At 69.8% G+C, this 23,425-nt stretch carries 22 protein-coding genes; 10 read left to right on the forward strand and 12 right to left on the reverse strand.

Annotated features, from left to right (window positions below; all coding sequences use genetic code 11):
- Genes AB0I43_RS17860 through AB0I43_RS17870 form a run of 3 tightly spaced genes read right to left on the reverse strand, consistent with a single transcriptional unit; the run spans position 1 to position 3,436 of the window.
- Entirely contained in the window at positions 1–1,428 is a 1,428-nt protein-coding gene (locus AB0I43_RS17860) for an MmgE/PrpD family protein (protein ID WP_356979228.1), read from the reverse strand.
- On the reverse strand, positions 1,425–2,252 hold the full coding sequence (locus AB0I43_RS17865; protein ID WP_356979229.1) for a cyclase family protein: 828 nt from the start codon (positions 2,250–2,252) through the stop codon (positions 1,425–1,427). The genes AB0I43_RS17860 and AB0I43_RS17865 overlap by 4 nt, the downstream gene beginning before the upstream one ends.
- Entirely contained in the window at positions 2,249–3,436 is a 1,188-nt protein-coding gene (locus AB0I43_RS17870) for a CoA transferase (protein WP_356979231.1), read from the reverse strand. The genes AB0I43_RS17865 and AB0I43_RS17870 overlap by 4 nt, the downstream gene beginning before the upstream one ends.
- Before the next feature lie 154 nt (positions 3,437–3,590).
- Between AB0I43_RS17870 and AB0I43_RS17875 the strand changes: the two genes are divergently transcribed.
- Complete coding sequence (locus tag AB0I43_RS17875; protein WP_356979233.1) at positions 3,591–5,045, forward strand: dihydroorotase family protein; 1,455 nt, start codon at positions 3,591–3,593, stop codon at positions 5,043–5,045.
- A 19-nt stretch (positions 5,046–5,064) separates the two neighbouring features.
- On the opposite strand, the gene AB0I43_RS17880 is transcribed toward AB0I43_RS17875, so the two are convergent.
- Together AB0I43_RS17880 and AB0I43_RS17885 are read right to left on the reverse strand one after the other, a co-directional pair.
- Positions 5,065–6,336, reverse strand: coding sequence for a DUF6596 domain-containing protein (locus tag AB0I43_RS17880; RefSeq protein WP_356979234.1), 1,272 nt, complete (start codon positions 6,334–6,336; stop codon positions 5,065–5,067).
- A gap of 7 nt (positions 6,337–6,343) precedes the next feature.
- Positions 6,344–6,763 (reverse strand): YciI family protein, encoded by a 420-nt coding sequence (locus AB0I43_RS17885; RefSeq protein WP_356979235.1) that lies wholly within the window; start codon positions 6,761–6,763, stop codon positions 6,344–6,346.
- Positions 6,764–6,905: 142 nt separating this feature from the next.
- On the opposite strand from AB0I43_RS17885, the gene AB0I43_RS17890 reads away from it, so the two are divergent.
- Both AB0I43_RS17890 and AB0I43_RS17895 read left to right on the forward strand, forming a co-directional pair.
- Positions 6,906–7,448 carry a YbaK/EbsC family protein gene (locus AB0I43_RS17890; RefSeq protein ID WP_356979237.1) on the forward strand — a complete coding sequence of 181 codons (543 nt, stop codon included), beginning with the start codon at positions 6,906–6,908 and terminating at the stop codon, positions 7,446–7,448.
- A gap of 154 nt (positions 7,449–7,602) precedes the next feature.
- Complete coding sequence (locus AB0I43_RS17895) at positions 7,603–8,604, forward strand: diiron oxygenase (RefSeq protein WP_356979384.1); 1,002 nt, start codon at positions 7,603–7,605, stop codon at positions 8,602–8,604.
- 13 nt (positions 8,605–8,617) lie between these two features.
- Here AB0I43_RS17895 and AB0I43_RS17900 read toward each other — a convergent pair whose 3' ends face one another.
- The 3 genes from AB0I43_RS17900 to AB0I43_RS17910 form a co-directional block, all read right to left on the reverse strand.
- Positions 8,618–9,343 carry a TetR/AcrR family transcriptional regulator gene (locus AB0I43_RS17900; protein ID WP_356979239.1) on the reverse strand — a complete coding sequence of 242 codons (726 nt, stop codon included), beginning with the start codon at positions 9,341–9,343 and terminating at the stop codon, positions 8,618–8,620.
- A 122-nt stretch (positions 9,344–9,465) separates the two neighbouring features.
- Entirely contained in the window at positions 9,466–9,987 is a 522-nt protein-coding gene (locus AB0I43_RS17905; protein WP_356979240.1) for a transglycosylase SLT domain-containing protein, read from the reverse strand.
- Between the two features lie 402 nt (positions 9,988–10,389).
- Positions 10,390–11,634, reverse strand: coding sequence for an amidohydrolase family protein (locus tag AB0I43_RS17910; RefSeq protein ID WP_356979242.1), 1,245 nt, complete (start codon positions 11,632–11,634; stop codon positions 10,390–10,392).
- 514 nt (positions 11,635–12,148) lie between these two features.
- On the opposite strand from AB0I43_RS17910, the gene AB0I43_RS17915 reads away from it, so the two are divergent.
- The 5 genes from AB0I43_RS17915 (at position 12,149) to AB0I43_RS17935 (ending at position 17,635) form a co-directional block, all read left to right on the forward strand.
- Positions 12,149–13,366, forward strand: coding sequence for a cytochrome P450 (locus tag AB0I43_RS17915; RefSeq protein ID WP_356979244.1), 1,218 nt, complete (start codon positions 12,149–12,151; stop codon positions 13,364–13,366).
- A gap of 72 nt (positions 13,367–13,438) precedes the next feature.
- Entirely contained in the window at positions 13,439–14,440 is a 1,002-nt protein-coding gene (locus AB0I43_RS17920; RefSeq protein ID WP_356979245.1) for an LLM class flavin-dependent oxidoreductase, read from the forward strand.
- Between the two features lie 64 nt (positions 14,441–14,504).
- Positions 14,505–15,077, forward strand: coding sequence for a TetR/AcrR family transcriptional regulator (locus AB0I43_RS17925; RefSeq protein WP_356979247.1), 573 nt, complete (start codon positions 14,505–14,507; stop codon positions 15,075–15,077).
- 122 nt (positions 15,078–15,199) lie between these two features.
- The gene (locus tag AB0I43_RS17930; RefSeq protein WP_356979249.1) at positions 15,200–17,164 is read left to right on the forward strand and encodes an FAD-dependent oxidoreductase; all 1,965 of its coding nucleotides are present in this window, start codon (positions 15,200–15,202) and stop codon (positions 17,162–17,164) included.
- A 162-nt stretch (positions 17,165–17,326) separates the two neighbouring features.
- On the forward strand, positions 17,327–17,635 hold the full coding sequence (locus tag AB0I43_RS17935) for a hypothetical protein (RefSeq protein ID WP_356979251.1): 309 nt from the start codon (positions 17,327–17,329) through the stop codon (positions 17,633–17,635).
- A 6-nt stretch (positions 17,636–17,641) separates the two neighbouring features.
- Here the strand turns inward: AB0I43_RS17935 and AB0I43_RS17940 are convergent, their stop codons facing one another.
- From AB0I43_RS17940 to AB0I43_RS17950, 3 genes are all read right to left on the reverse strand, one after another.
- Entirely contained in the window at positions 17,642–18,046 is a 405-nt protein-coding gene (locus AB0I43_RS17940; protein WP_356979252.1) for an ATP-binding protein, read from the reverse strand.
- Between the two features lie 23 nt (positions 18,047–18,069).
- A complete protein-coding gene (locus AB0I43_RS17945) occupies positions 18,070–18,450 on the reverse strand; it encodes an STAS domain-containing protein (protein WP_356979253.1) in 381 nt (126 codons plus the stop codon).
- 149 nt (positions 18,451–18,599) lie between these two features.
- Positions 18,600–20,927 (reverse strand): ATP-binding protein, encoded by a 2,328-nt coding sequence (locus AB0I43_RS17950; protein WP_356979254.1) that lies wholly within the window; start codon positions 20,925–20,927, stop codon positions 18,600–18,602.
- Positions 20,928–21,031: 104 nt separating this feature from the next.
- Between AB0I43_RS17950 and AB0I43_RS17955 the strand changes: the two genes are divergently transcribed.
- A complete protein-coding gene (locus AB0I43_RS17955) occupies positions 21,032–22,669 on the forward strand; it encodes a PP2C family protein-serine/threonine phosphatase (protein WP_356979256.1) in 1,638 nt (545 codons plus the stop codon).
- Complete coding sequence (locus tag AB0I43_RS17960; RefSeq protein WP_356979258.1) at positions 22,657–23,076, forward strand: response regulator; 420 nt, start codon at positions 22,657–22,659, stop codon at positions 23,074–23,076. Before AB0I43_RS17955 ends, AB0I43_RS17960 begins: the two co-directional genes overlap by 13 nt.
- On the opposite strand, the gene AB0I43_RS17965 is transcribed toward AB0I43_RS17960, so the two are convergent.
- A complete protein-coding gene (locus tag AB0I43_RS17965; protein WP_356979260.1) occupies positions 23,073–23,414 on the reverse strand; it encodes a hypothetical protein in 342 nt (113 codons plus the stop codon). The two genes, AB0I43_RS17960 and AB0I43_RS17965, sit on opposite strands and share 4 nt — an antisense overlap.
- Positions 23,415–23,425 lie beyond the last annotated feature (11 nt).

A 23,425-nucleotide genomic window follows, 5' to 3' on the forward strand; every position in this document is an offset into this window, starting at 1 on the left:
TCAGGGCACCGGCGCCGGGTCCGTGGTAGCGAACTGCGCCAGCAGGTGATCGATCCGGTCGCACTCGGCGAGTCCGTAGACGAGGTCGCTGATCTGCGCGGCGCGGGTCGCGCTGAGGGTGCGCGCGGTGTTGAGCCGGAACTTCGCGGCAAGCTCGGCGGCGGACAGCGGATTGCCGGGGCCGCCGCGGTTGTGGTCCACGCGTTCGACGAGCACACTGCCGTCGCACAGGTGCGCGGTCAGAACGGCCGGGAACTGGTGCGGAAAAATGGTGTCGCAGTGCGGGTCCGCGTCGCAGCGGACCCGCGCCGCCAAGGCGAGTCGTTCGGGATCCCGGGCCGCGGCATCGGTGAAGTCCTCGTGGAAGACCCCGAGTCCGCCGCCGCCGAGCAAGGCGGCCGCGAGCGTATACGGCCCGGAAAACGCCGCATGGTAGCCGGATTCGGGCCGCCGCTTGGCCTCTGCCGGTTCGGCGATGGTGCGCAGCACCGGCGTGGGAACGCCCAGCACGAGGTGGTCGATCCGGGCCGCGGTGACCCCGCGGTCGCGCAGCCGCAGGGCGGCATCGATCCCGGCGTGGGTGAAGTGATTGCACGGATAGGGCTTGAAGAAGACCCCCGGCAGCTCCCAGTGTTCGCCGAGGCCGTTCGTGACGCTCCCCGGGTCGGCCTGCGCACCGCAAAACGCTTGCAAGAGACCGAATCTCCCTTCGATGACCGTCGGCGGCCCGGTGAGCCCGTGCCGGGCCAGCTGCGCCGCGGTGACACCCGAGTGCGCGGCCCAGCCGCAGTGCGTGCGCTTCACGGTGCCGCCGGTGCGGTTGGCCTCCAGCAGGCCCGCGCCCATGCTCGCGGCGATGCCGAGGGCGTGGGCGATCCCGGCGCGGTCCAGGCCGCTCAGCATCGCCGCCGCCGCGGCCGCGCCGAGCGTGCCGCAGATCGCGGTGGCGTGCAGACCACGCTCGAAGAACACCGAATTGCCCAGGGCCGCGTCGTAACCGGCCATGCCGAGGCGAACGGTGATCTCGACGCCGGCCGCGACCGCGTCCAGCAGCGCCGCGCCGGACGCGCCCGCGGCCTGGGCGACGGCCAGGGCGGCGGGCACCACCGACGCCGAGGGGTGCAGCACCGAGGGCAGGTGCGTGTCGTCGAAATCCATGGCGTGCGCCAGGGTTCCGTTGTAGAGGGCGGCGCCGGCGGCGGGATGGCGCCCGGCGAGCCCGAGCGCGCTGGCCTGGGGGCGACCGGCCCAGTCCTCGATCACCCCGCGCACCGCGGCCGCGGCCGGGGTGGTCCGCGCGGCCACACTGTTGCCGAGCACGTCGAGCACCCGCCGGGCGGCGTCGGCGCGCAGGTCCGCGCCGACGCCGAGTTCCCCTGCCGTGAAAGCGAACTCGGCCAGTCGCTGCACGACGGTCGGCTCGCTCATGACCGTGCCTCGCTCACGGCGGCCAGCGGGCGCACCGGTGACCCGGTCCCGCCGACGATGCGCAGCGGCGCGAGCACGAAGACGAACTCGCGCACCCCGGCGGCGGCGATCTCCTCCAGGGCCAGGTGCTCGAGGATGAAGATTCCGGCGTCCACCAGCAGCACCCGATGCACGGGCAGCACACTGTGGCCCGCGCCGGGGGCGAGGCATTCGTAGGCGGTGGTGTCCGCGCCGGTGGCGGCGACGCCGTGCCGGGCGAGCCAGCGGGCCGCCTCGACGCCCGCGCCCGGAACACCGGAGGCCCCGCCCAGATAGGCCGGGGCGTCGTCGAACAGGCGGGCCCAGCCGGTGCGAATCAGGACGACATCGCCCGGTTCCGGGTGCACCCCGGCCAGTTCCGCCGCGCGCTCCAGATCGTCGGCGGTGATCTCGTAACCGCCGGGCAGGGTCTCGGCGCCGTGCAGGCCCGCGATGTCGAGCAGCAGGCCGCGGCACAGGAAACCGGGCAGGTGCTCGGCTCCGTGCACGGTGAATCGGCCACCGCGCTGCGCCTGCTGGGCATCGAGGCCGCCGTGCAGCAGCCCGTCCTGGCTGACATGGCTCAGCGCGTCGATGTGGGTGCCGACGTGCCCGCCGGTCACGATGACCTCGTTCGCGGCCGAGCCGCCGTCGGGCCGCACCATGTCACCGTGCCTGCGCGCCAGGGTCATCCGGAAACCCGGGTGGTTCGGCGAGCACGGCATTCCCGTGAAGAAGGGCTGACCGAGCTCGATCAGCCGCACCCCGCCCCGCACCGCCTCGACCAGCGGATCGCGCCCGTTCACCGGACCACCCCCGCGGCCCGCAGCTCGGCCAGCCGGGCGGCGTCCACCCCGTAGCGGCCGAGCACCTCGGCGGTGTGCGCGCCCAGCGGCGGCCCGGTCCAGCGCAGCCGCCCCGGGGTCTCCGAAAGCCGGAACAGCAGGTTCTGCATCTTGATCGGACCGAGTTCGGCGTCCGGCAGTTCGGCGACGGTGCCCAGGGCCTGGAACTGCGGATCGGTCATGATGTCGGCGGCGGTGTAGACCGGCGCGACCGCCGCCTCGGCCTTGTCGAAGGCGTCGAGCACCTCCGCGGTCGTGCGCGCGCCGATCCACGCGCTCACCGCGGCGTCCAGTTCGTCGGCGTGCTCGGCGCGCCCGGCCCCGGTGGCGAACCACGGGAACTCGATCAGATCCGGGCGCCCGACCAGTCGGAGCACCCGTTCGGCCACCGACTGGGCACTGGTGGAGACCGCGACCCAGCCCTGGTCACCGGTGCGGTAGATATTGCGCGGCGCGTTGTTGGTGGAGCGATTACCCGTGCGCGGCGGCAGCTCGCCCAGCTGGTCGTAGGCGGTGAGCTGCGGGCCCAGCAGGGTGAGGATGGGTTCGACGATGGCCATGTCGATCTGCTGGCCGCGCCCGTCCCGCTCACGGGCGCGCAGCGCGGTCAGCACGGCGAACGCCGTTGCCAGCGCGGCGATTCCGTCGGCGAGCCCGAAGGGCGGCAGCATCGGCGGCCCATCGGGCTCGCCGGTCATGGCGGCGAAGCCGCTCATGGCCTCGGCGAGGGTGCCGAAACCCGGCCGATGCGCGTACGGGCCGATCTGGCCGAATCCGGTGACCCGGGTGAGCACCAGGCGCGGGTTGATCGCGCGCAGTTCGTCGTAGCCCAGCCCCCAGCGTTCCAGGGTGCCGGGCCGGAAGTTCTCGATCACCACGTCCGCGTCGGCCACCAGCCGCCGGAAGATCTCCTGGCCCTCGGGTGCGCCGAGGTAGAGGGTGATCGATCGCTTGCCGCGCCCCAGCATCTTCCACCACAGGCCGACGCCGTCGCGCTGCGCGCCGTGGCTGCGCACGGGATCACCCCGGGGATGCTCGATCTTCACCACCTCCGCGCCGAAGTCCGCCAGCAGCGTCGCCGCCAGCGGCCCGGCGAACAGCGTCGCCACGTCCAGCACCCGGATTCCCGACAGTGGACCGTCCATCGCGCTACTCCCTGCTCGAGCAATCGTTTCCCATCGAGAAACGTGAAAACGCCTCTGCGGCATTGACTGTCAGCGCATCCTACTGCGATGATCGCCAAAATAGGAACGCTGTTTCGCATAGAGAAACTGTCGGAACCGAGAGTCTGGAGCGGCCATGGCGGCGATCGACCTGCTTATTCGCAACGCCCGGGTGGTGCGTTCCACCGACGACCGCAGCGATCCCGTGGACATCGCCGTGTCCGGCGGGGTGATCGCCGAGGTGGGCCCGGGGCTGGCCGCGGGCGGCGCGGAGCGTGTCGTCGACGCCGGGGGCCTGCTCGCTTTCCCCGGGGTGGTCGACGCGCACCAGCACTGGGGGATCTACCAGGAGCTGTCCGCCGACACCGACACCGAGAGCCGGGCCTGTGCCCAGGGCGGTGTCACCACCTCGATCACCTACATGCGCACCGGCCGCTACTACCTCAATCGCGGCGGGTCCTATCGCGAGTTCGTTCCGGAGGTGCTCGAGCGCATGGCGGGCCGGTCCTTCGTCGACCACGCCCTGCACCTGGCCCCGATGACAGCCGAGCACATCGCCGAGATCCCCGCGCTGGTCACGGATTTCGGTGTCACCTCGTTCAAGATATTCATGTTCTACGGCGGCCACGGCCTGCACGGGCGCTCGGCCGATCAAGCCGAATTCCTGATGATCCCGCCCCGGGAACGCTACGACCTGGCCCACTTCGAGTTCGTGATGCGCGGCATCCAGGCCGCCCGGGCCCGCTTCGGCGACCGGCTGTCGCTGTCGCTGCACTGCGAGACCGCCGAGATCATGGCCGCCTACACCGAATTGGTGGAACAGGCCGGTGAACTCACCGGTCTGCGCGCCTACAGCGCCTCGCGCCCACCGCATTCCGAAGGTCTGGCGATCACCATGGCCGCCTACCTCGCCCACGAGACCGGACTGGCCGGCATCAACCTGCTGCACCTGTCCTCGGGCAAGGCGGTCGAGGCCGCGCTCACCATGGCGAAAGCCTTCCCGCACATCGACTTCCGGCGCGAGGTCACCATCGGCCATCTACTCGCCGACGTGGACACCGCGCACGGCCTCGGCGGCAAGGTGAACCCGCCCCTGCGTGAACGCGACGACGTCGAGACGCTGTGGCGGCACCTGCTCGCGGGAGAGATCGACTGGGTGGTCAGCGATCACGCCTGCTGCCGCGAGGAACAGAAGTTCGGAGCCGACCGCGACGACGTGTTCGCGGCCAAATCCGGTTTCGGCGGCGCGGAATACCTGCTCGCCGGCCTGGTCGGCGAGGGCCTGCGCCGCGGCCTGCCTCTCTCCCGTATCGCGGCCCTGACCTCGACCAACCCCGCCCGGCGCTACGGCTTGGACACCAAGGGCGAGATCGCCCCCGGCTACGACGCCGACATCGTCCTCCTCGACCCAGAGGCCCGCTGGACCGTGCGCGCCGCCGATTCCGAATCCGCCCAGGAATACACTCCTTTCGAGGGCTTCGAGCTGCGCTCCCGCGTCACCGAGGTCTACCTGCGCGGCCACCGCATCTTCGGCGACGGCAAGGTCCAGGGGGACCCGCGCGGCCGCTACCTACGCCGGTCTCCCGGGTAATGCCGGGGTAGGTAGCTGCTCAGGGCAGAGTAGCGAGTTTTCTTGTGAGGACTACCTTTTCGCGGTCGTTGCCGCAAAGGTGGATGGCCTCGGTCAGGGCGGCGCGGGCCTCGGCGGTGCGGCCGAGACGGATCAGGAGTTCGCCGCGCACGCTCGGTAGCAGATGGGAGTTCGGGAGGGCGCCCGCGGCGGCCAGCTGGTCGACGATGGGAAGGGCGGCGGCGGGGCCGGTGGCCATCGAGACCGCCACGGCGCGGTTCAGGTCCACCACCGGCGAGGGGGCGAGGCGGCCCAGGGCTTCGTAGAGCAGCACCACGCGTTCCCAGTTCGTCGCCTCGACCGAGGGGGCGACGGCGTGGCACTCGGCGATCGCGGCCTGCAAACCGTAGGCGCCGAGTCCGCGGCCGACTTCGGCGGCCTTGCTCAGCGCGGCCCGGCCGCGCCGGATCGCGGAGCGGTCCCAGCGGCGGCGGTCCTGCTGCTCGAGCAGGACCGGTTCGCCGTCGGGTCCGGTGCGGGCGGGGAACCGTGCCGCGGTGAGTTCCAGCAGGGCGAGCAGGCCGTACACCTCGGCTTCGCCGGGCATCAGACGGGCCAGGACCCGGGCCAGCCGCACCGCCTCCCCAGCCAGATCGAAGCGGATCAGATCACTGCCGGTACTGGCCGACGAACCCTCGGTGAAGATCAGATAGAGGACTCCCAGCACCGAACCGAGCCGGGCGGGCCGCTCGGTCGCGGGCGGCACCTCGAACGCGATCCCGGCGGCTCCGAGCGTCTTCTTCGCCCGGGTGATCCGGGCCTGCACCGTCGCGGTCGGCACCAGGCACGCCTTGGCGATCTCGTCGCTGGACAGGCCGCCGACCACGCGCAACGTCAACGCCAGCCGCGCTTCGCGGGAGAGCACGGGATGGCAGGAGATGAAGATCAGGGCGAGGACGTCGTCATCGATCTGATCGGGATCCCACAGGACCGGAGCCTCGGGCGCGGGCCCACCGGTCGACAGCTCGCCCTCGTCGAGCGCGCCCGCCAGCGCCACGTATCGGTCGTCGAGGGCGGCGCGCCGCCGGAACGCGTCGATCGCCCGCCGCCGCCCCACGGTGAGCAGCCACCCGGCCGGTTGCCGTGGCACGCCGTCGCGCGGCCACGTCACCAGCGCCTCCGCGAGCGCCTCCTGGGCGAGGTCCTCGGCCATCGCGAAGTCGCCGGTGTAGCGGGCCAGCGCGCCGACGATCCGCGCGGATTCGATCCGCCAGACCGCGGCGACGGCTTCCCGGCCGGTGTGGTGCGTCATCGCGTCCTCAGAGCTGGCCGGTGGCTTCGCGCCAGGCGCGTTCCTTCTTGATCCACTCGTTGTCCTGCGGGAACTCGTCGATGGAGGTGACCCGGCGGATCTCGGTCTTGACGCCGGGGCCGGTCATCGGCATCCGCTTGGCCCACTCGACGGCCTCTTCCTTGGAGGCGACGTTGAGGATGTAGTAGCCGCCGAAGAGCTCCTTGGTCTCGCCGTAGGGTCCGTCGGTGACGACGGGCGTCTCCGAGGCGTAATCGACGACCACCGTCTCGGCCGCGTCCTCGAGCCCCTCGGCGGCGACCAGAACGCCCGCCCGGATCAGTTCGTCGTTGAACTTGCCCATGGTCTCGAGAATCTCGTCGAAATCGACTTCGCCGATCGAGGCCCAGGCTTCGTCGGTCGCGCGCATGATCAGCATGTACTTCATGGTCTGTCTCCTCGGGTAGGTGTGGTGCCTTCGTACATCCCTAGGTCGAACGGGATACGGCACAGATCGACAACCAACCGAAAACTTTTTTCGCAGCCTACGTCGGCGGGCGTGGATCCGGGCCCGAGGGGAAGATGTGCGTATGACTTTGCCGAGGGTGCAGAACCTCGTCTCGATGCCCGCCGACCAGCACCCGGAGCTGCTGGCTGCGCCGGTCGCCGCGGCGGTGGCGGCGTGGGCGGCCGCCGATCAGGTCGCGGTGGTCGAGATCGACCCGGACCTCGCCGACACCGCGACCATGATGGAGCATTTCGCGCTGCCGCTGACCGCGGGCGCGAACTGCGTGGTCGTCGCCGGTAAACGCGAGGGAGCGGAACGCGTCGCGGCGTGCGTGGTGCGCGCGGACACCCGCGTCGACGTCAACAACGTGGTCAAGAAGACCCTGGACGTCCGCAAGTCGTCGTTCCTGCCGCTGGAGCGCGCGGTCGGCGACACCGGCATGGAATACGGCGGCATCACCCCGATCGGATTGCCCGCGCACTGGCGGCTGCTGATCGACAGCCGCGTCCTGTCGATGGACGTCGCGATCATCGGCTCGGGCCTGCGCCGCTCGAAACTGCTGCTCCCCGGCGCGCTGCTCGCGCGGCTGCCCGGCGCCGAGGTGATCGAGGCCCTCGGCGCCTGAGCGGCGGTCAGGCCGGTTGCCTATCGGACTTCAGGAGCCCCGGTCTGTAGTTCAGCGTCGATGAGGGCGGCTCCGGCCATTGTGTGAGACTCGGAGTCCCATATATCCTCGGTAGAGATGCACCGACCGCGCGCCGGTCGGCCCGAACGAGGAGATACCGATGACGCTGTCGCGATCGCTTGGGGAACTGTTCGACCAGGACTACCGGGACGCGCTGACGACCCTGTCCGAGGGCTCGGTTCACCGCAGCTTCGATCCCTACCGGGACATCGACTGGGACGCACCGGAATTCGCGATCGACCCGGACGATCCACGCTGGGTCCTGTCCCCGGAATACGACCCGCTCGGCGCCACCCGCTGGTATCGGGAACTGCCGCTGGAGCGGCAGATCGAGATCGGGAAGTGGCGGATCGCCAACGTCATCAAGGTCGGCGCGGCCTTCGAGAGCGTGCTCATCCGCGGGATGATGCAGTACATCATGAAGCTGCCCAACGGTTCTCCCGAGTTCCGGTACTGCCTGCACGAGATGACCGAAGAGTGCAACCACATCCAGATGTTCCAGGAGCTGGTCAACCGCATCGGCGTGGACGTGCCCGGGATGCGGCGGCTGTTCAAGGCGCTCTCGCCCTACATCGGCGTCGCCGGCGGCTACGCGCACGTCATCCTGTTCATCGGCATCCTGGGCGGTGAGGAGCCGATCGATCACTATCAGAAGGCGCTGATCCGCGACGGCGACTCGGTACCGCCCGCGGTGCTGCGCACCATGGAGATCCACATCGCCGAGGAGGCGCGGCACATCTCGTTCGCGGGGGAGTTCCTCGCGGCGCACCTCGCGCACATGAGCGCGGCGTCGAAAGCGGTATGCGCCGTGGCGTTTCCGCTCGCCATGCGCTGGCTGGCGGGTGAGATCATGTCTCCGCCCCGCTCGTTCGCGCGGCAGTTCGACATCCCCGAGGAGGTCATGCGCGAAGCGTTCTGGGCCGCACCGCAGTCGCGGCGCATCCTGTCCGGATACTTCGCCGACATGCGCAAGCTCGCCACCGACCTGGGCCTGATGAACCCGGTCACCAGGCCGCTGTGGTCGCTGCTGCACATCGGCGGCGCGCCGTCGCGGTACCGGAGCGAACCGGAACGCGGAATGCGCCGCACCGCTTGATTTTTCGCTCGGATCAGCGCGGTTCGGAAAGTTCCTGGAGCACGTCGAGCAGCGGCCGGTCCGGGTCCAGGGTGAGTCCGTGCTCGCGGGCGACGGCGTCGACCACGCTCCAGGCGTAACCGGCCACGGTGGTGATCAGCGTGGCGCGGGGCAGCGCGGGCGCGGGGTCCCGCGTCCAGCGCGTCACCGTCGCCTCGACCATGGACACGATGGCGAAAGTCATGGTGTCGACGGCGGGTTCGTCGACGACGCCGACCACGCCCGCCAGCCCCGAGACCAGGCCGCGCGTGCGCGCGGCGACGGCGGTGGCCAGGCCGGTGGCGGCGTCGACCTCGTCCGGATCGCCGACCGCCGGGCCCTTACGCAGGAAATCGTGCAGGCGCTGGTGGTTTTCGAACCAGTCCACCACGGCCGCGATGGCGCGCAGGATGATCTCGCGGATCGATCCGACGGCCACGTCCAGCGCCTCGTCGAGGGTGTCGGTGAAGCGTTCCCCGATGGCCGTGCGCACCCGGCGATCCAGGTCGTCACGCCCGGAAAACTGCCGGTACACCACCGATTTGGCCAATCCGGCCCGCTCGGCGATCTGCTGCATCGAGATTTCCGCGCCGCCCGGCGTCTGCTCGATCAGCGCGATGGTCGCCGCGACGATCAGCTCCCGCCGGCTCTCGTTGTGCGGCTGCCAGCGCGCCTGCCGACCGCCCAGGGTGGCGGACGCTGCGGATTCGGCACTCGGCACGGCCCGAGTCTAGAACACCCGCGGGGCGGCGCCGCGCTGGTCGGGCGCCGGACACGCTCGTCGCCCGCTGCTCGGCCAGCGGGGCTGGCGGTGCGGCGGGCGACGGGCAGGGTTACGACGGATCAGTACGCCGAGTTGACGTTGTCCATCGAGCCGTAGCGGTGCGCGGCGTAGTTGCAGGCCGCGGCGATGTTGGCGACCGGATCCCAGACGTCGTTCGGGGTGCCCGGGACGTGGTAGGCCTGGAACGTGGGGTCGATCACCTGCAGCAGGCCCTTGGAGGGGATGCCCATGGCGGCGTTGGAGTCCCACTGGTTGATCGCGTCGCGCTTACCGGCCGATTCGCGGATGATGTTCTTGTGGATGCCCTCGTAGGTGGCGGGGATCTTGTTGGCCTTCAGCACCTCGAGCGCCTCGCGGATCCAGCCGTCGAGGTTGTCGGGGTAGTCGCCGCCCGCCTTCGGGGAGACGGCCGCGGCGGTGTGCGCGGTCTTGGCTTCGGCGGCCATGGCGGCCGGGGCGGGCGCGCCGGTGTCGGCCATCGCCACCGCGGAGGAGGCGGTCACGGCCGCGATGCCCGCGGCGGCCAGGGCGAACCCGATGTCTTCGCGCAGGTTCGGTCGTCGGAGGGTGGGAAACTTCATCGTGTCGTCTTTCCTTGTTCGGGAGCAGGGGCGATCCAGCTGCGCGGCAGCCCGGATCCATGGCTCTGTGCCATCGAATAGGGGGAGTCGGAGTTGGGGATCGCGAGCTGGATGCTCGCTCCGCCGGCCGCGGCAGGTGGTCCTGGCTCAACGGCTCTTTCCGAACGATGTTGTAGCTCGTTCACGAACTTACGAACTTGAGGTCTGTTTGCGACCTCGTTACAGGGTGATCACGACCGGTTAATAGAAAGTGAACGCAAGATGAACGAAAGGTGTTTTCGATCAGGAAACGCCTGGACTCCCGAGCGGAAGGCGGACATGCGCGGGGAGTTTGCCGAGACAAAAATTTGATGTGAGCCGCACCATTCCGCCCTTGCGGCGACGGCAAACGGCCCACGCGCGCTATCCGGCGACCCCGGACGGCTGCCGGTAGACGACGCCTTCTTTCATGACGAAATCCACCTTCCCGGTCACCGCGATATCGGTGAACGGGTCCCCGGGCATGGCGATGATATCGGCGATCCTGCCCACGGCGAGCACGCCCAGCTCATCGAGGCCGAGCAATTCGGCGGCGACGCTGGTGGCGGCGCGGAGCGCGCGGACGGGACTGATCCCGTTCTTCACCATCGCCGGGAACTCCTTCCAGTTCTCCGCGTGCGGAAACATGCCCGCGTCGGTGCCGTAGGCGATCTCGACCGCACTGGCGGCGACGTATTCCGCACCGTCGAGCAGGGCCTTGCGATGCTGACGGAATTTCCGGCGTTTGAAGGCGGGCTTGTCGGCCCAATAGGCGTCGTCGTCGACGCGTTCGGCGTCCTCGAGCACCGTGAACTGGGTCGGGATCAGATAGACGCCGTGGTCGGTCATCATCTGCAACGCCTCGCGGCCGGCCAGGTTGCCGTGTTCGATGCTGCGGACGCCCGCCCGGACCGCCCGTTTGATCCCTTCGTCGCCGTAGCAGTGCGGGGTGGCGGGGCGGCCGAGATCCCGCGCGGTGGCCACGAGGGTATCCATCTCCTCCTGGCTGTAGGTCGTATGCGCGGGATCATCCGAGGGGCTGGAGAATCCGCCGGTGGCGCCGAACTTGATCCAGTCCGCACCGGCCCGGATCTCTTGGCGCACCCGGGTGCGGATCTCGTCGCAGCCGTCGGCGGCGGCCATCTCCAGCGGCCGTCCGCCGCCCTGCACGGCGGCGGCGAGGATACCGCTGAAGTCGCCGTGTCCGCCGCGCGCGGAGATGAGGTGCGGGGCGACGAGCATGCGCGGTCCGGGGACGATCCCGGCGGCGACGGCGTCGCGCAGGTCGAGCACGCTGAATCCGGGGTCGGTGCCCATCAGATCGCGCACCGTGGTGAATCCGTTGTGCAGCAGCGTTTTCAGAATCGCGAGCGAGCGGAACGCCACAGCGGTGGGGGAGCGGGTCAGGGCCGAGACCAGGTCGGGAGTGACGGTGACGTGGGTGTGACAATCCATGAATCCCGGCGTCACGGTGTGCCCGCTCAGATCGATGACCGTCGCGCCCGCAGGTGGGTCCAGGCGGGCGTCGATCTTCGTGATCCGGTCGCCCTCGATCAACAGGTCGCGGCGGTCGCCGCGGGTGTCGGTCAGCCCGTCCCAGATGTGCGCGCCGGTCAGTAGCGTGGGCATCGGTGATCCTCAGGTGGGTGGCCGAGCGGTCGACGAGCGGTCCGAATCATTCGAACACAACCGGCACACCATTAGCTGAATATTCGCTATCGCGTTTCGCGGGATCGGCATCAGCCGGGGTCGGGTGCCATCACCCGCGCGTGGACGCGACCGTTTCGTGATGCGGCCGCCGGATGCCGGACGGATGCGGTATAAAGGTACCAGCGTTCTGAAAGCCGCTCTGGGGCAACAATTATGGCCTGCGAGGCCGACGGCAACATCGGTACAGGAGTTCGGGGTTTCGCGTTTCTGAGCACGCCAGCACTCTGTGGCGCCGCTGTTTCCCCCCTCCCGAATATGCCGAGCGGCCTGGCATTTCGACCGCGCCCGGTGCGGACCTGTCACTGCCTGTTTCTCGACACACCGATCTGGGAGATCCGTGACCGCCTCGCACTCACCCGACATACCGCAACGGGCATCCACACCGGCCTATCCGGTCGGCCCGGGAATCGGCGACGACGAGCCCCGCTTCGCAATGTATAGCCCCGAATTCGCTGTCGATCCGCACGCGGCCTACGCCGGCCTGCGCGCGCGGTACGGCCCGCTCGCCCCGGTGGAGCTTGCCCCGGGGGTTGCTGCCACTCTGGTACTCAGCTATCAGACTGCCGTGCACATCCTCAACGACCCGGACCGTTTCCCGGCCGATCCGCGCCAGTGGCAGACGGGGGTACCCGCGGGCTGCCCGATCCTGCCGATGATGGAATGGCGCCCCAACGCCGAACGCAGCACCGGCCCGGAGCACGCCCGCTATCGCGCGGCCAACGTCGCGGCGATCGGCACCGTCAACCTGAGCGGTATGCACACGGTCGTCGAGGAGTTCGCGGCCCCGCTGATCAACACCTTCTGCAGCGGGCCCGCCGAGGAGAGCGCCGCGCGCACCCCGATGGCCGCGGCCGACCTGCTCTCGCAGTACATCTATCCGCTGGTGTATTCGGTGCTCGATCACATCCTGGGCTTCGACGCCGACACCAGCGCCCGGGTCGGCGCCGGCATGGCCGCGATCTTCGATGCCGCCGGTGACGCCAATATCGGCAACGAACTGCTGCACGAGGCGCTGGGCGAGCACATCACCCGCAAACGCGCCAAGCCCGGCCGCGATATGACCTCCCATCTCATCACCGCGACCGATCTGGGTACCGAGGAACTCATTCATCAGCTGGTGACGCTGCACGGCAGCGGCAGCGAACCGCAGGTGCACCTGATCTCGAACACGTTGCTGCTGATGATGACCGACCCGCGCTTCGCGGGCGATCTGCTCGGCGGCAGCCTCTCCACTCGCGACGCGCTCGACGAGGTGCTGTTCACCAACCCGCCGCTGGCCAACTACGCGGTCACCTACCCGCGTCAGCCCACGCTGGTCGAGGGCGTGTGGCTGCCGGCGCATCAGCCGGTGGTGATCAGCATGGCCGGATCCAACGCCGACCCGGCCATCCAGGGCGATCGCGCCAACCCGACGGGCAACCGGTCACATCTCGCCTGGAGTCTCGGGCCGCACCAGTGCCCGGCCCGCCTGCTCGGCTACCAGATCGCCCAGGACGCCATCGATTACCTGCTCGACGCCCTGCCCGAACTGGCGCTGGCCGTCCCCGTCGAGGACTTGCTCTGGCGGCCGGGGCCGTTCCATCGCGCCCTCGAATCGCTGCCGGTCACCTTCCCTCGCACCCCGCCGCTGCCGGTCCGAGCGGGAAGCTGACCGTTTCCGCCGGACTGTACAGCTGTCTAGACTACTGTTTGTCTGGGCATCGGCGCGATCGAACGGCGGGACATGGCGAACAACGGGTACTCCGAGTTGGTTACCGCCTTGCGGCTGAACATGACTCATCAGCCCGGCGGGGAGCACGAGGAGCGCTATCTCGCAGCGCTGGAGATGGCCGAGTACGCGGACGCGCACGGATTCACCGCGATCAACTGCGAGGAGCATCATCTCGCGCGCGGCGGCTGGCTGCCGTCGCCGCTGCTGCTGGCCGCCGCCGTCGCGGCACGGACCCGCCGGATCCGGGTCAATGTCGCGGCGCTGCTGGTCCCGCTCTACGACCCCGTTCGCCTGGCCGAGGACATCGCGGTGCTGGACAACCTCAGTGCCGGCCGGTTCAGCTTCGTCGCCGGTCTGGGGTACCGCCGCGAGGAATACGAGGCGCTGGGCCGGGAGTGGAGTCGCCGCGGCGAACTGATGGACGAATGCCTCGACGTCATGCTGCGCGCGTGGGGCGCGGAGCCGTTCGAATACCGGGGGCGCACCATCGATGTCACGCCCAAGCCGCGGACGAAACCGCACCCGCTGTGCTTCATCGGCGGCATGAGCGAGCGCGCGGCGTCGCGCGCCGCGCGATTCGGACTGCCGTTCTACCCGCCCATGCCGATGCCGGAGCTCGAGCGCCGATACCGCGAGGAATCCCGCGCACGCGGCCACCACGGTTTCGTCTACCGTCCGGGGCCCGGCGGCAACACCATGACACTGCTGCATCCCGACCCGGATTCGGCGTGGCCGCAGTACTTTCCGTACCTCCAGGCCGAGGCGGCCGAATACTGGCAGTGGCGGGTCGAGGGGCTGCGGCGGCCGGGGGAGTTCGCCTCGGACTCACTCGAGGGGCTACGCCGCAGCGGCAAATACGAAATCCTCACCCCCGCCCAGTGCGTCGACGGGATCCGGTCGGGCCGAACCGAACTCGTGATCAACCCGCTGATCGGCGGGCTGCCCGTGGCGGAAGGCTGGCGCACCCTGCGCCTGTTCGTCCAGGAGGTCCGGCCCGCGCTCGAATCCGGATAGGCGGTGCCGGTCGGGCCCTTCGCTGCCCGATCGCTGTCGGGGTCCTCCCCTAAGGTGATGGGCTATGGCCGCGTCGTATCACCACGGAGATCTGCCCAATGCCCTGGTGCGGGCGGCGGTGGAGTTACTGGAGGAGGGCGGGTCCGCCGACTTGTCGCTGCGCGCCGCGGCGCGGCGGGCCGGGGTGTCCACGGCCGCGCCGTACCGCCACTTCCCCGACCGGGACGCCCTGCTCTCGGCCGTCGCCGCCGTCGGATATCGGGAACTGGCCGAACAATTGGTCGCGGCCCATCCCGCCCGGGCCACGCCCGAGAGCCTGGCCGTGGTCGCGAAAGCGTATGTGCGCTTCGCCCTCAGCCGCCCGGGCATGTTCCGCGTGATGTTCGCCGACCCCGCCATCCCCGAGCGTGACGCCGCCGCGGCGGCCATCCGCGACTACGTCGAAATGATTGTGCAGCAGGCCTTCCCGGAGTCCGAGCCGGAACCGCTCGCGGCCGCGGTGTGGGCTCTGGTGCACGGCCTGGCCTTCCTGCACCTCGACGGCAAGCTGGACGCGTCCGCCCCGGAGGTCGTGGCCCGGCAGGTCGAATCGGCGGCGGCCGCGATGCTCGCGGCGACCGCGCGCGAAGCGGAGTAGGCACTCAGCGCCCGGCCCATACCGTCCCGACCGGTCGTGCGACACGCTGAACGCCACGCTGGTTGTTAGCTATTGCCGGGATTTTCCGCCCGGAACGCGCACCGGATGGTCATACTCGCGACATGGGCGATTCGAATCCTCATCTGGCACATGAGTTTTCCAGATCATTGGACAGCGGTGTGCTCGCAGGGGGCGCTTTGCCGAGGTCGCGTGTGCTCGTTGTCGGGGCGGGAATCGCCGGGCTGGCCGCCGCCCGCGCCCTGCGGGATCGCGGTCACGCGGTCGTGGTGCTGGAGGCCCGGGAGCGCGTCGGCGGCCGGATCTGGACCGACGAGGACGGGGTCGACCTCGGCGCCCATTGGATCCACGGCACCGAGGGAAATCCGCTGATCGAGGTCCTGGAACGCTTCGAACTCCCGTTCAGTTACGTCGGCGGCGACAGTGCCTACACCGGCGGATTCGACTGCCTGAATCTGTTCGGCTCGGAGCGACGCGCGGTCGGCACGACGAGAAAGAACCGGACGCTCGAACTCGCCGACGGGATCCTGCACGAGTTGGAGCGGCGAGCGGAAATCGCTCGCCGCCGGAACGAGCCCGACAGCTCGCTCCAGGAGTCGCTCGATCGAATCCTCGGCGACGCGCGTCTCTCGGCGGACGACGAACAGGCCGTCCGATACCACCTGAACATCATTCTGCGCGAGGATGTCGCCGAAGATCCCGGCAAGCTCTCGTTCAAGTGCTGGGAAGACGGCTACCGGGTCTACGGGTACGGCGACAGTGTGCTGCGGGAGGGATACGGGGCCCTGGTCGACGCCCTGGCCGCGGGGCTGCGGATCGAAACCGGGCAGATCGTGCACCGGATCGAGTACGGCGCGGCGGACGGCCCGGTCCGGGTGGTCACCGATCACACGACGTTCGAAGCGGACAAGGTCCTGGTCACGCTGCCGGTCGGTGTCCTCAAGGCGGAGTCCGTGGTGTTCGATCCGGTGCTCCCGGCCGCCAAGCGGACCGCTCTGGGCCACCTGGGTTTCGGCACGCTCAACAAGATCGCGTTGCATTACCGGACCTGCTTCTGGCCCGCGGACCAGTATGTCTTCGGTTATCTGTGCCGGGACACCGAGCAATACCCGACCGTGGTGATCAATCTGTGGAAGTCGCACGGCAAGCCGATTCTGGTGCTGCTGCTGGGCGCTTCGCTGGGGCGGGCGATGGAAAGCTGGCCGGACCGAGCGGTCACGGAGTACGCGGAGACGGTCGTCCGCGACCTCTTCGGCTCCGCGGCCCCTGCCGCTCAGCGGGTTTCGCGCACCGCGTGGTCGTCGGACCCTTTCGCTCGCGGCTCCTACACCTGCATCGGCGTGCACGGCTCCGCGAAGGACCTCGACATCCTGGCCGATCCCGTCGACGACCGATTGTTCTTCGCCGGGGAAGGAACCAACAGCTACCACTGGGGCTGCGTGCACAGCGCCTACGAGTCGGGGTTGCGGGAGGCCGCGCGCATCAGCGGCGACGCCTCGATCTACACCCCGCCCGCCACCGAGATGTCACGCCGGCTGCGCCGCGACATCGATCGCATGAAGCGGTTCGCCCGAATGCGTATGAGCCATCTCGCGCCGCGGGAACTGCAGTGCCGCATGGAGATTCTGGCCGCGAGCACGGACCCCTTCGGCGTCGCGCTGTTCCGCTCCCTGGTGACCGCCGACCTGGAAACCCTCGCCTCGATGTTCGACGAGATCCGTTATTCCCCTGGCGATCTCGTCTGCCGGGAAGACGACGTGGCGCACGGCATCTTCGTGATCGCGCAGGGCGCCGTAGAGGTGGACTTCGGCGGGATCTACGCCCGCACGACACTGCCGGCGGGCACCGTCCTGGGCGGCCACGACCTGTTCTTCGACGCCCGAACCAGCACCGCGTCGGCGGTGACCGCGGTGCGGGCCTACTACCTGGATCACTACCGCTACAAGACTTTTCTCTTCGCCTTCCCCGAAGTCATGATGCTGATGATCGCCGATCTGGTGACCCGCTGGGAAAAGCTGGAGAACACCGTGGATCCGACGTCGCCGCTCGAGCTGCGACCGCCGGGGTGAGCACCGCGGTTACCCGGCGTGTCCTCGGCGGTGCGCCGAAATGGGCTGTGCCGTGGTTAAGATCGGCTCGCCTCACGGTCAAAAAAGCCGCCGCTGAGCCGTTTTTCGGGATGCACTCATAGATTTACCCGGCGATCGGAGGCAGTTCTGTTCTCACACCTGATGTGGAGTTACTCGCTGGAGATCACCTACCCGGGCGATCTGCACCGGCCCTGGTGGACGATCTCGCGCGCGGGCCGGCGGCGCCAGATCGCCGCGGCGCTGCGGGAACTCGCCGCGCGGCTGGGCCGCGATCCGCTCGCCGCCGACGACGCGCAGTGGTGCCGGTACCAATGCCAGATCCGTGACGAATTCGGGACATCGATCCACGAGCACACGGCGCTGCTGGCGGTGTCGGAGGTGGTGACCGCGTTGCTGGCCACCGCGGCGCGCGCCGAAGACTATTGCGCCGCCGCCTCGTCCAACGAGTGAGGCCGGTTACGCCGAGAGCGGCGCGCTGAACTCGACTACCGTGCCGCCCTGGCCGGTCTGGATCTGGACATCCGGGATCAGGCTCCGCATCAATTCGAGCCCGCGCCCGCGATCGGTCTCGGCGGGACCCTGGTGAACCAGCCAGGTTCCGCTGTCGGAGACGCGGATCCGGATCCGGGCGCCCTCGACGACGCCCCGCACCCGTAGCAGGCCGCCGTCACCGCGGTGGCCGTGTTCGACGGAGTTGGTGCACGCCTCGCTGACCGCCAGAACCAGGTCGTAGACACGGCGTTCGTCGGCGAGCACCGTGCGCAACCAGGTCCGCAGTGTGTGCCGGATGCGCCGTAGCTCGTCGGGGACCGCGCGCGCATCGATGTCCAGGGTGTGCGCGTCGAAGGCGAGGGTGTCCATTGACTTCCTTGAATCGGGAGCGCTCATCGTCTGCCTCGACCCGCCCCGCCGGATCGATCGACAGCGGCGACGGCCGCATCGACAGTGTCGAACAGTTCGAACTCGGTTTTCAAGCCCAGCGCGTCCAGCGGCCTGGTCACCGCGAAGGAGGGGACCAGGCGCAGTGCCGTGGGAGTGCGCCGGCTCACCAGGAGCAGGGTGTTCACGCCGGTGGAGTCGAAGAACTCGACGCGGGAGAGATCGATCACCACGCGCTCCGGCGCCTGATCGTGGGCTTGCTCCAAGGACTGCTGCAGATGCGGGCCGGCCACCATGTCGATCTCTCCGCTGACCATGACAACCACGGCCGCGCCCAGAGTACGGACGTCGATGTCGAAATCTCTATGGTGATCTGTCAAAGGCACGTGCAGACCTTTCTTCGCGGCAGCACATCGCCAGGCCGCGCGCTGAGCGGCGGCATGTGTCGGTCATCCGCATCGGGCGTGGCGAGCTTCCACCACTAACGGTCCAGGCGCCGCGACAGTTTTTTGATCACGACACCCGCCCGGTAATCCTATCCGACCCGGTCGGGTGGACCGTTACGCCCATCGTCCGGTTCGAGCGTGAACCACACCGTCGTGCCGGCGCCGACCTCGGAGTCCAGCCACAGGCGTCCGCCGTGGCGGGTGACGATCCGGTCGACGATCGCGAGCCCGGCGCCGTGCCCGCCGCCGTGGGCTCCGCGCGAATGCAGCCGCCGGAACAGGCGCAGCACGTCCTTCTGGCCTTCCTCCGGGATGCCGATGCCGTTGTCGGAGACGAAGATCGCCAGCTCCCCGGAGTGCTGCGGTACGGCACCCACGGTGACCAGGCGCGGATGCTCGTCCCGCGTGTACTTGGCGGCGTTGACCAGCAGGTTGATCAGGATCTCCTGGACCCGGTCCGGGTCGGCGACGACACCGAGCCCGGCCTGCGGCAGCGTCACCTGGACGTGCTGCTCGCGCAGCCGCTCGCCGGCGATCTCCAAGGCGCGCTCGGTCGCGGCGCGCAGGTCGATGGGCTCCCGCCGGATTTCGGCCCGGCCGAGCTGAGCGAAGTGCAGCAGCGAGTTGATCAGCTCGTCCATGCGCTGGGCCAGGCCGCGGATGGTGTCCAGGCGGCGCACGGTGGTGGCGTCGAGCGTGCCGGCGGCGTCCTCGGTGATGAAGGTGGCCGAGTTGGCGATGCCGCGCAGCGGTTCCTTGAGCTCGTGGGCGGCGGCATGCGCGAAGGTTTGCAGATCGTCGTTGAGCCGGCGCAGTTCGGCGTTCAGCGCGGCCAGGCGGGCACTGTGGCGGAGCACGACATCGGTGATGGCGCTGCCGAATTCCTCCGCCACGGCGATGTCCATCGATGTCCACGGCATGCTGTGCCCGCGCACGGTAGCGCGGTAGACCGCGGACGAGCCGCGCGGGGTCAGGCGTTCGCCGTGTGGTCCGAGCTGGACGGGGGCGGCGGGATCGGTGGCCCACACCCGCGAGGACGGGCGTTCCCGGCGCAGCCACAGGATCAGATCGTCGGTGCCGTTCAAACCCAGTGCGAGCACGCCGGATACGGCCGGCGACAGCCCGGCCAGCCGGGCGGCGTGGGCGCCCAGACAGTCGCTGCTCCACACCTGACCGGTGCCGAGCTCGGGCAGATACCGGCGCAGCGTGGCCAGCTGGGCCGGGGTGATCAGCGCCGTGTCCCCGGCGACCGGCGTGGACTCGCCGTCGAGGAAGAGCGTGACCGCGTCGGCGTCGAGCAGCTGTTCCAGCAGCCGGCCGTGACCGGACAGCGACGCCGCGATGTCGGCGTCCAGGGCGGTCACCAACCGGGACAACGCTTGTCGCGCGCGCTGGCGCGCGTCGGCGGTCTCGGCATCCTGCAGGGCCGCCAGCTGCAGCGACAGCATCACACCGAACAACTCGCAGGCCGCGCGGATCTCGGGGGACAGCCGGCGCGGGGCGAGCCCGTGGCAGGCGATGAGCCCCCACAGCCGCCCGTCGCGCAGCAGCGATACCGACATCGAGGAACCGACCTCGATGTTGCGCAGATACTCGAGATGGAATCCCGACACCGTCCGCAGCGTGGAATTCGACAGATCCAGCGGGCGACCGGTGTGCGGGAGGACCGGCGGGACCAGCGCGGCGGTCGCGTCGTTCACGTCGTCGATGACGCGAATCCAATTGCGTTCGTAGAGTTTGCGCGCTTGCGGCGGGATGTCGGTGGCCGGGAACCACAGCCCGTACCAGGGGTCGAGTCGATCCGACACGGATTCGGCGATCACCTCGCCGGGACCGTCGGAGCCGTCGAATCGATAGGCGACCACGCGGTCGTAGCCGGTCAGCGCACGGATTTCGGTGACTGCGGTCGCGCAGACCTCGAGCACGCCCGGCTCGTCCTGCAACCGGGTCAGCGTCGCGCGCAGACTCGGATAGAAGCGGGCGAAGGTGAAGGGCCGCTCGGTCGAGGCTGGCTCGAATTCCAGTACGCGGTAGTCGTCGGCGCGAAAGACGGTGACGTCGAACTCGGCGCCGGAAGGGCGCACGGTGAGGGGGGTGAGGCCGCGATCGCCGGTCGGCGCGGCCAGGGTGGCCGCCACGGCCGCCACGCCCTCGGCCCCGATGAGGGCGGCCAACTCCGAGCCGAGCAGCTCGGCGGTCGAGTGCCCGAGCACGTCGCCGCAGTTGGCGCTGGCCACCCGGATCACGTCGGTGTCGTCCACGGCGATCAAGGCGCCGTAGGACTGGATGCCGCCGAGCTGGTGGATGGGCTCGTTCACACAGACCGTGAAGTCGAAACTCGGGCCGGTCACGGATTCGGCCGCGCGCATCCGGTCTTCGAGCTGCCGGTGTGCGTCCGGGGCGGGCGAGGGGTCCACGAGCGGCTCCTTCCGGGCGAGTGAGCCGCGCGAACGCGCTACCCTCGCGCACCCTACAGTAGGTCTGCGGGCGTCCAGGACTCCCCGGAGGGAGCAGGAGACGCATGGAGCAGCCGTCATGGTCGGCGCGAATACACGAGTGGTGGATGCATCTGCATCTGGGCGCTCCGGACATCGCGGACATGGTGACGGCGCTGTCCGAGCAGCCCGGCGTGCTGGCGGCTTTCGCGCTGGGCGCCGGCACGGTCGGCAATCTGTGGGCCGACGAGCACGGCCTGCGCGCGTGCCCGCCGGAGACGGCGCTGCGCCTGCACCGCGCCGCCGCCGCGGGCGAACTCGTCGAACTGGAACTCGACGCCGATCGCGTGGTGCTGGCCAGTTGCGCCCAGGGCTCCGGTGACCCGGCCGTCGTCGGTGTGCTCACCGCCGCGCCCACCCCGCCCGAGGTGATCGCCGAGGTACGGCAGGTCCGCGATATCGCCGCGGCCGCGGGCAATCGCCAGGCCGATCATCGGGAACGCACGGCCCGCGAGGTGCAGGACGCCATTCTGGCCGAAGCGTCCCTGCGCATGAGCTCCTCGCTCGACATCGATGAGACCCTGCGTGCGATCGTGCGGATGGTCGTGCCCGCCATCGCCGACGGCGCGGCGGTGCACGTCGCGCGCAACGGCATGCTGGAGCCGGTGGCGGTTGCCCACGTCGACGCGCGCCGCGAGCACCGGCTGGCCGAGTACCTGCGGGAAGGGCGCTGGTCGGGCGGGGTGGCCGAGGACGAACTCGAGCCGGCCGGGCTGCCCGAGGACACCAATCTCGAGACCGCGGCCACCACGGTGCTGCGCGCGCACGGCCGGGAGGTGGGGCTGCTCAGCGTCTTCCAGCGGCCGCGGTCGCGCCGCCGCTTCACCACCGAATTCATGCGCAATCTCGCCGGGCGCGCGGCCTCGGCGATCGACAACGCCGCCCTGCACGATCGGCAACGCCGGGACATGCTGATGCTGCAGCAGCATCTGCTGCCCGCCACGCTCCCGGCGGTCCCCGGCGTCGAGATCGCCACGGCCTACCGGGTCGCCGAGCACACCCTCGAGGTGGGCGGGGATTTCTACGGGGCCGTGCTCGGCCCGGACGAGCGCCTGCACGGGCTGATCGGCGACGTGTGCGGTCGCGGGGCCGCGGCGGCGGCGCTGACGGGTCTGGCCCGGCACACGATCGAGACCCTGCTGACCGCGGGCCACACCGTGCCCCGGGCGCTGCACGCGTTGAACGCGAAGATGCTGCGGGACAACATCACCCGCTTCCTCACCCTCGCGGTCGTGAGCCTGCGGGCCGACCCCGGCGGCACGTCCTGCGAGGTCGAGATCCACACCGCCGGCCATCCGCGACCGCTGGTCGCGCGCGCCGACGGCACGGTCGAGGAGGCCGACTGCTCGGGCCTGCTGATCGGGTACAAGCCCGATCTGCTGCTCGTGCCCACGACCGTCCGGCTGCGTCCGGGCGACGGCCTGCTGCTCTACACCGACGGGCTGTCCGAGGCGCGCGACGAGGCCGGGCGGTTCTTCGAGCCGGAACTCTCCGACAGCCTCGCCCGGCTGCGCGACCTGCCGCCTGCGCGCGTCACCGACATCCTGACCAGTGGGGACGGCCGTTTCCGGGTGCACGACGATACGGCCGTGGTATTCCTGCGCTACCTCGGCACAGCGTCGAATCCGGCCGCCTCGAACGGAGTTTCGCCATGGAGCGATTGACCGAACATCCGGTGCTCCTCGTCGAGGACAGCGACGAGGACCGGGAAGCCATCGAGCGCGCGCTGCACGCCTCGCATCCGCACCTGCGCCTGGAGTTCGTCACCGACGGCGGCGCCGCGCTCGCCCGGTTGCGCGATCCCGGTCTGGAACGGCCCAGGCTGGTTTTCCTCGATCTGAACATGCCCGGCATCGACGGTCTCGGTGTGCTGGAACAGATTCGGGCCGAACCCGGCCTGGCCGACATCACGGTGGTGGTCTTCACCTCCTCGACCACCGCGCAGGACATCGATCGCTGCTACGCGGCCGGTGCCGACAGCTACATCTACAAACCCGTCGACTTCACGCTGTTCCGGACCGTGCTGCAGGGCACGGTGGATTACTGGACCGGCGCGGCGTCCGACGGTTAGCGCTCGGGGGCGAATTCGCCGCGCAGGCTCGTGAACCAGGCCCGGGTCAGGGGGTAGTCGTCGACGGCGTCGGCGCGGCGGCCGTCGTCGCCGAACAGGAGGCGGGCGTAGTCGTCGAGTACCGCTGCGGAATCGGGCGCCGACCCCTCGGCGGCCAGCAGATAGGCGACCGCGGCGACCTCCCGGTCTGCCCAGACGCGCTGGTAGTCGCGCCAGCCGTGGGTCCGCACCGCGCGGGCTCGGGCGAGCAGATCCGCACCGATCGCTTTGCGGTCCTCGTCACGCCGCAGCGCTTCGAGCTGGGCCCGGCTGATCGGCGTGGTGTCGGGGTCGCTCATCGTGTTCCCTC

The organism is Nocardia sp. NPDC050435 (assembly GCF_040655395.1).
Lineage (GTDB): Bacteria > Actinomycetota > Actinomycetes > Mycobacteriales > Mycobacteriaceae > Nocardia.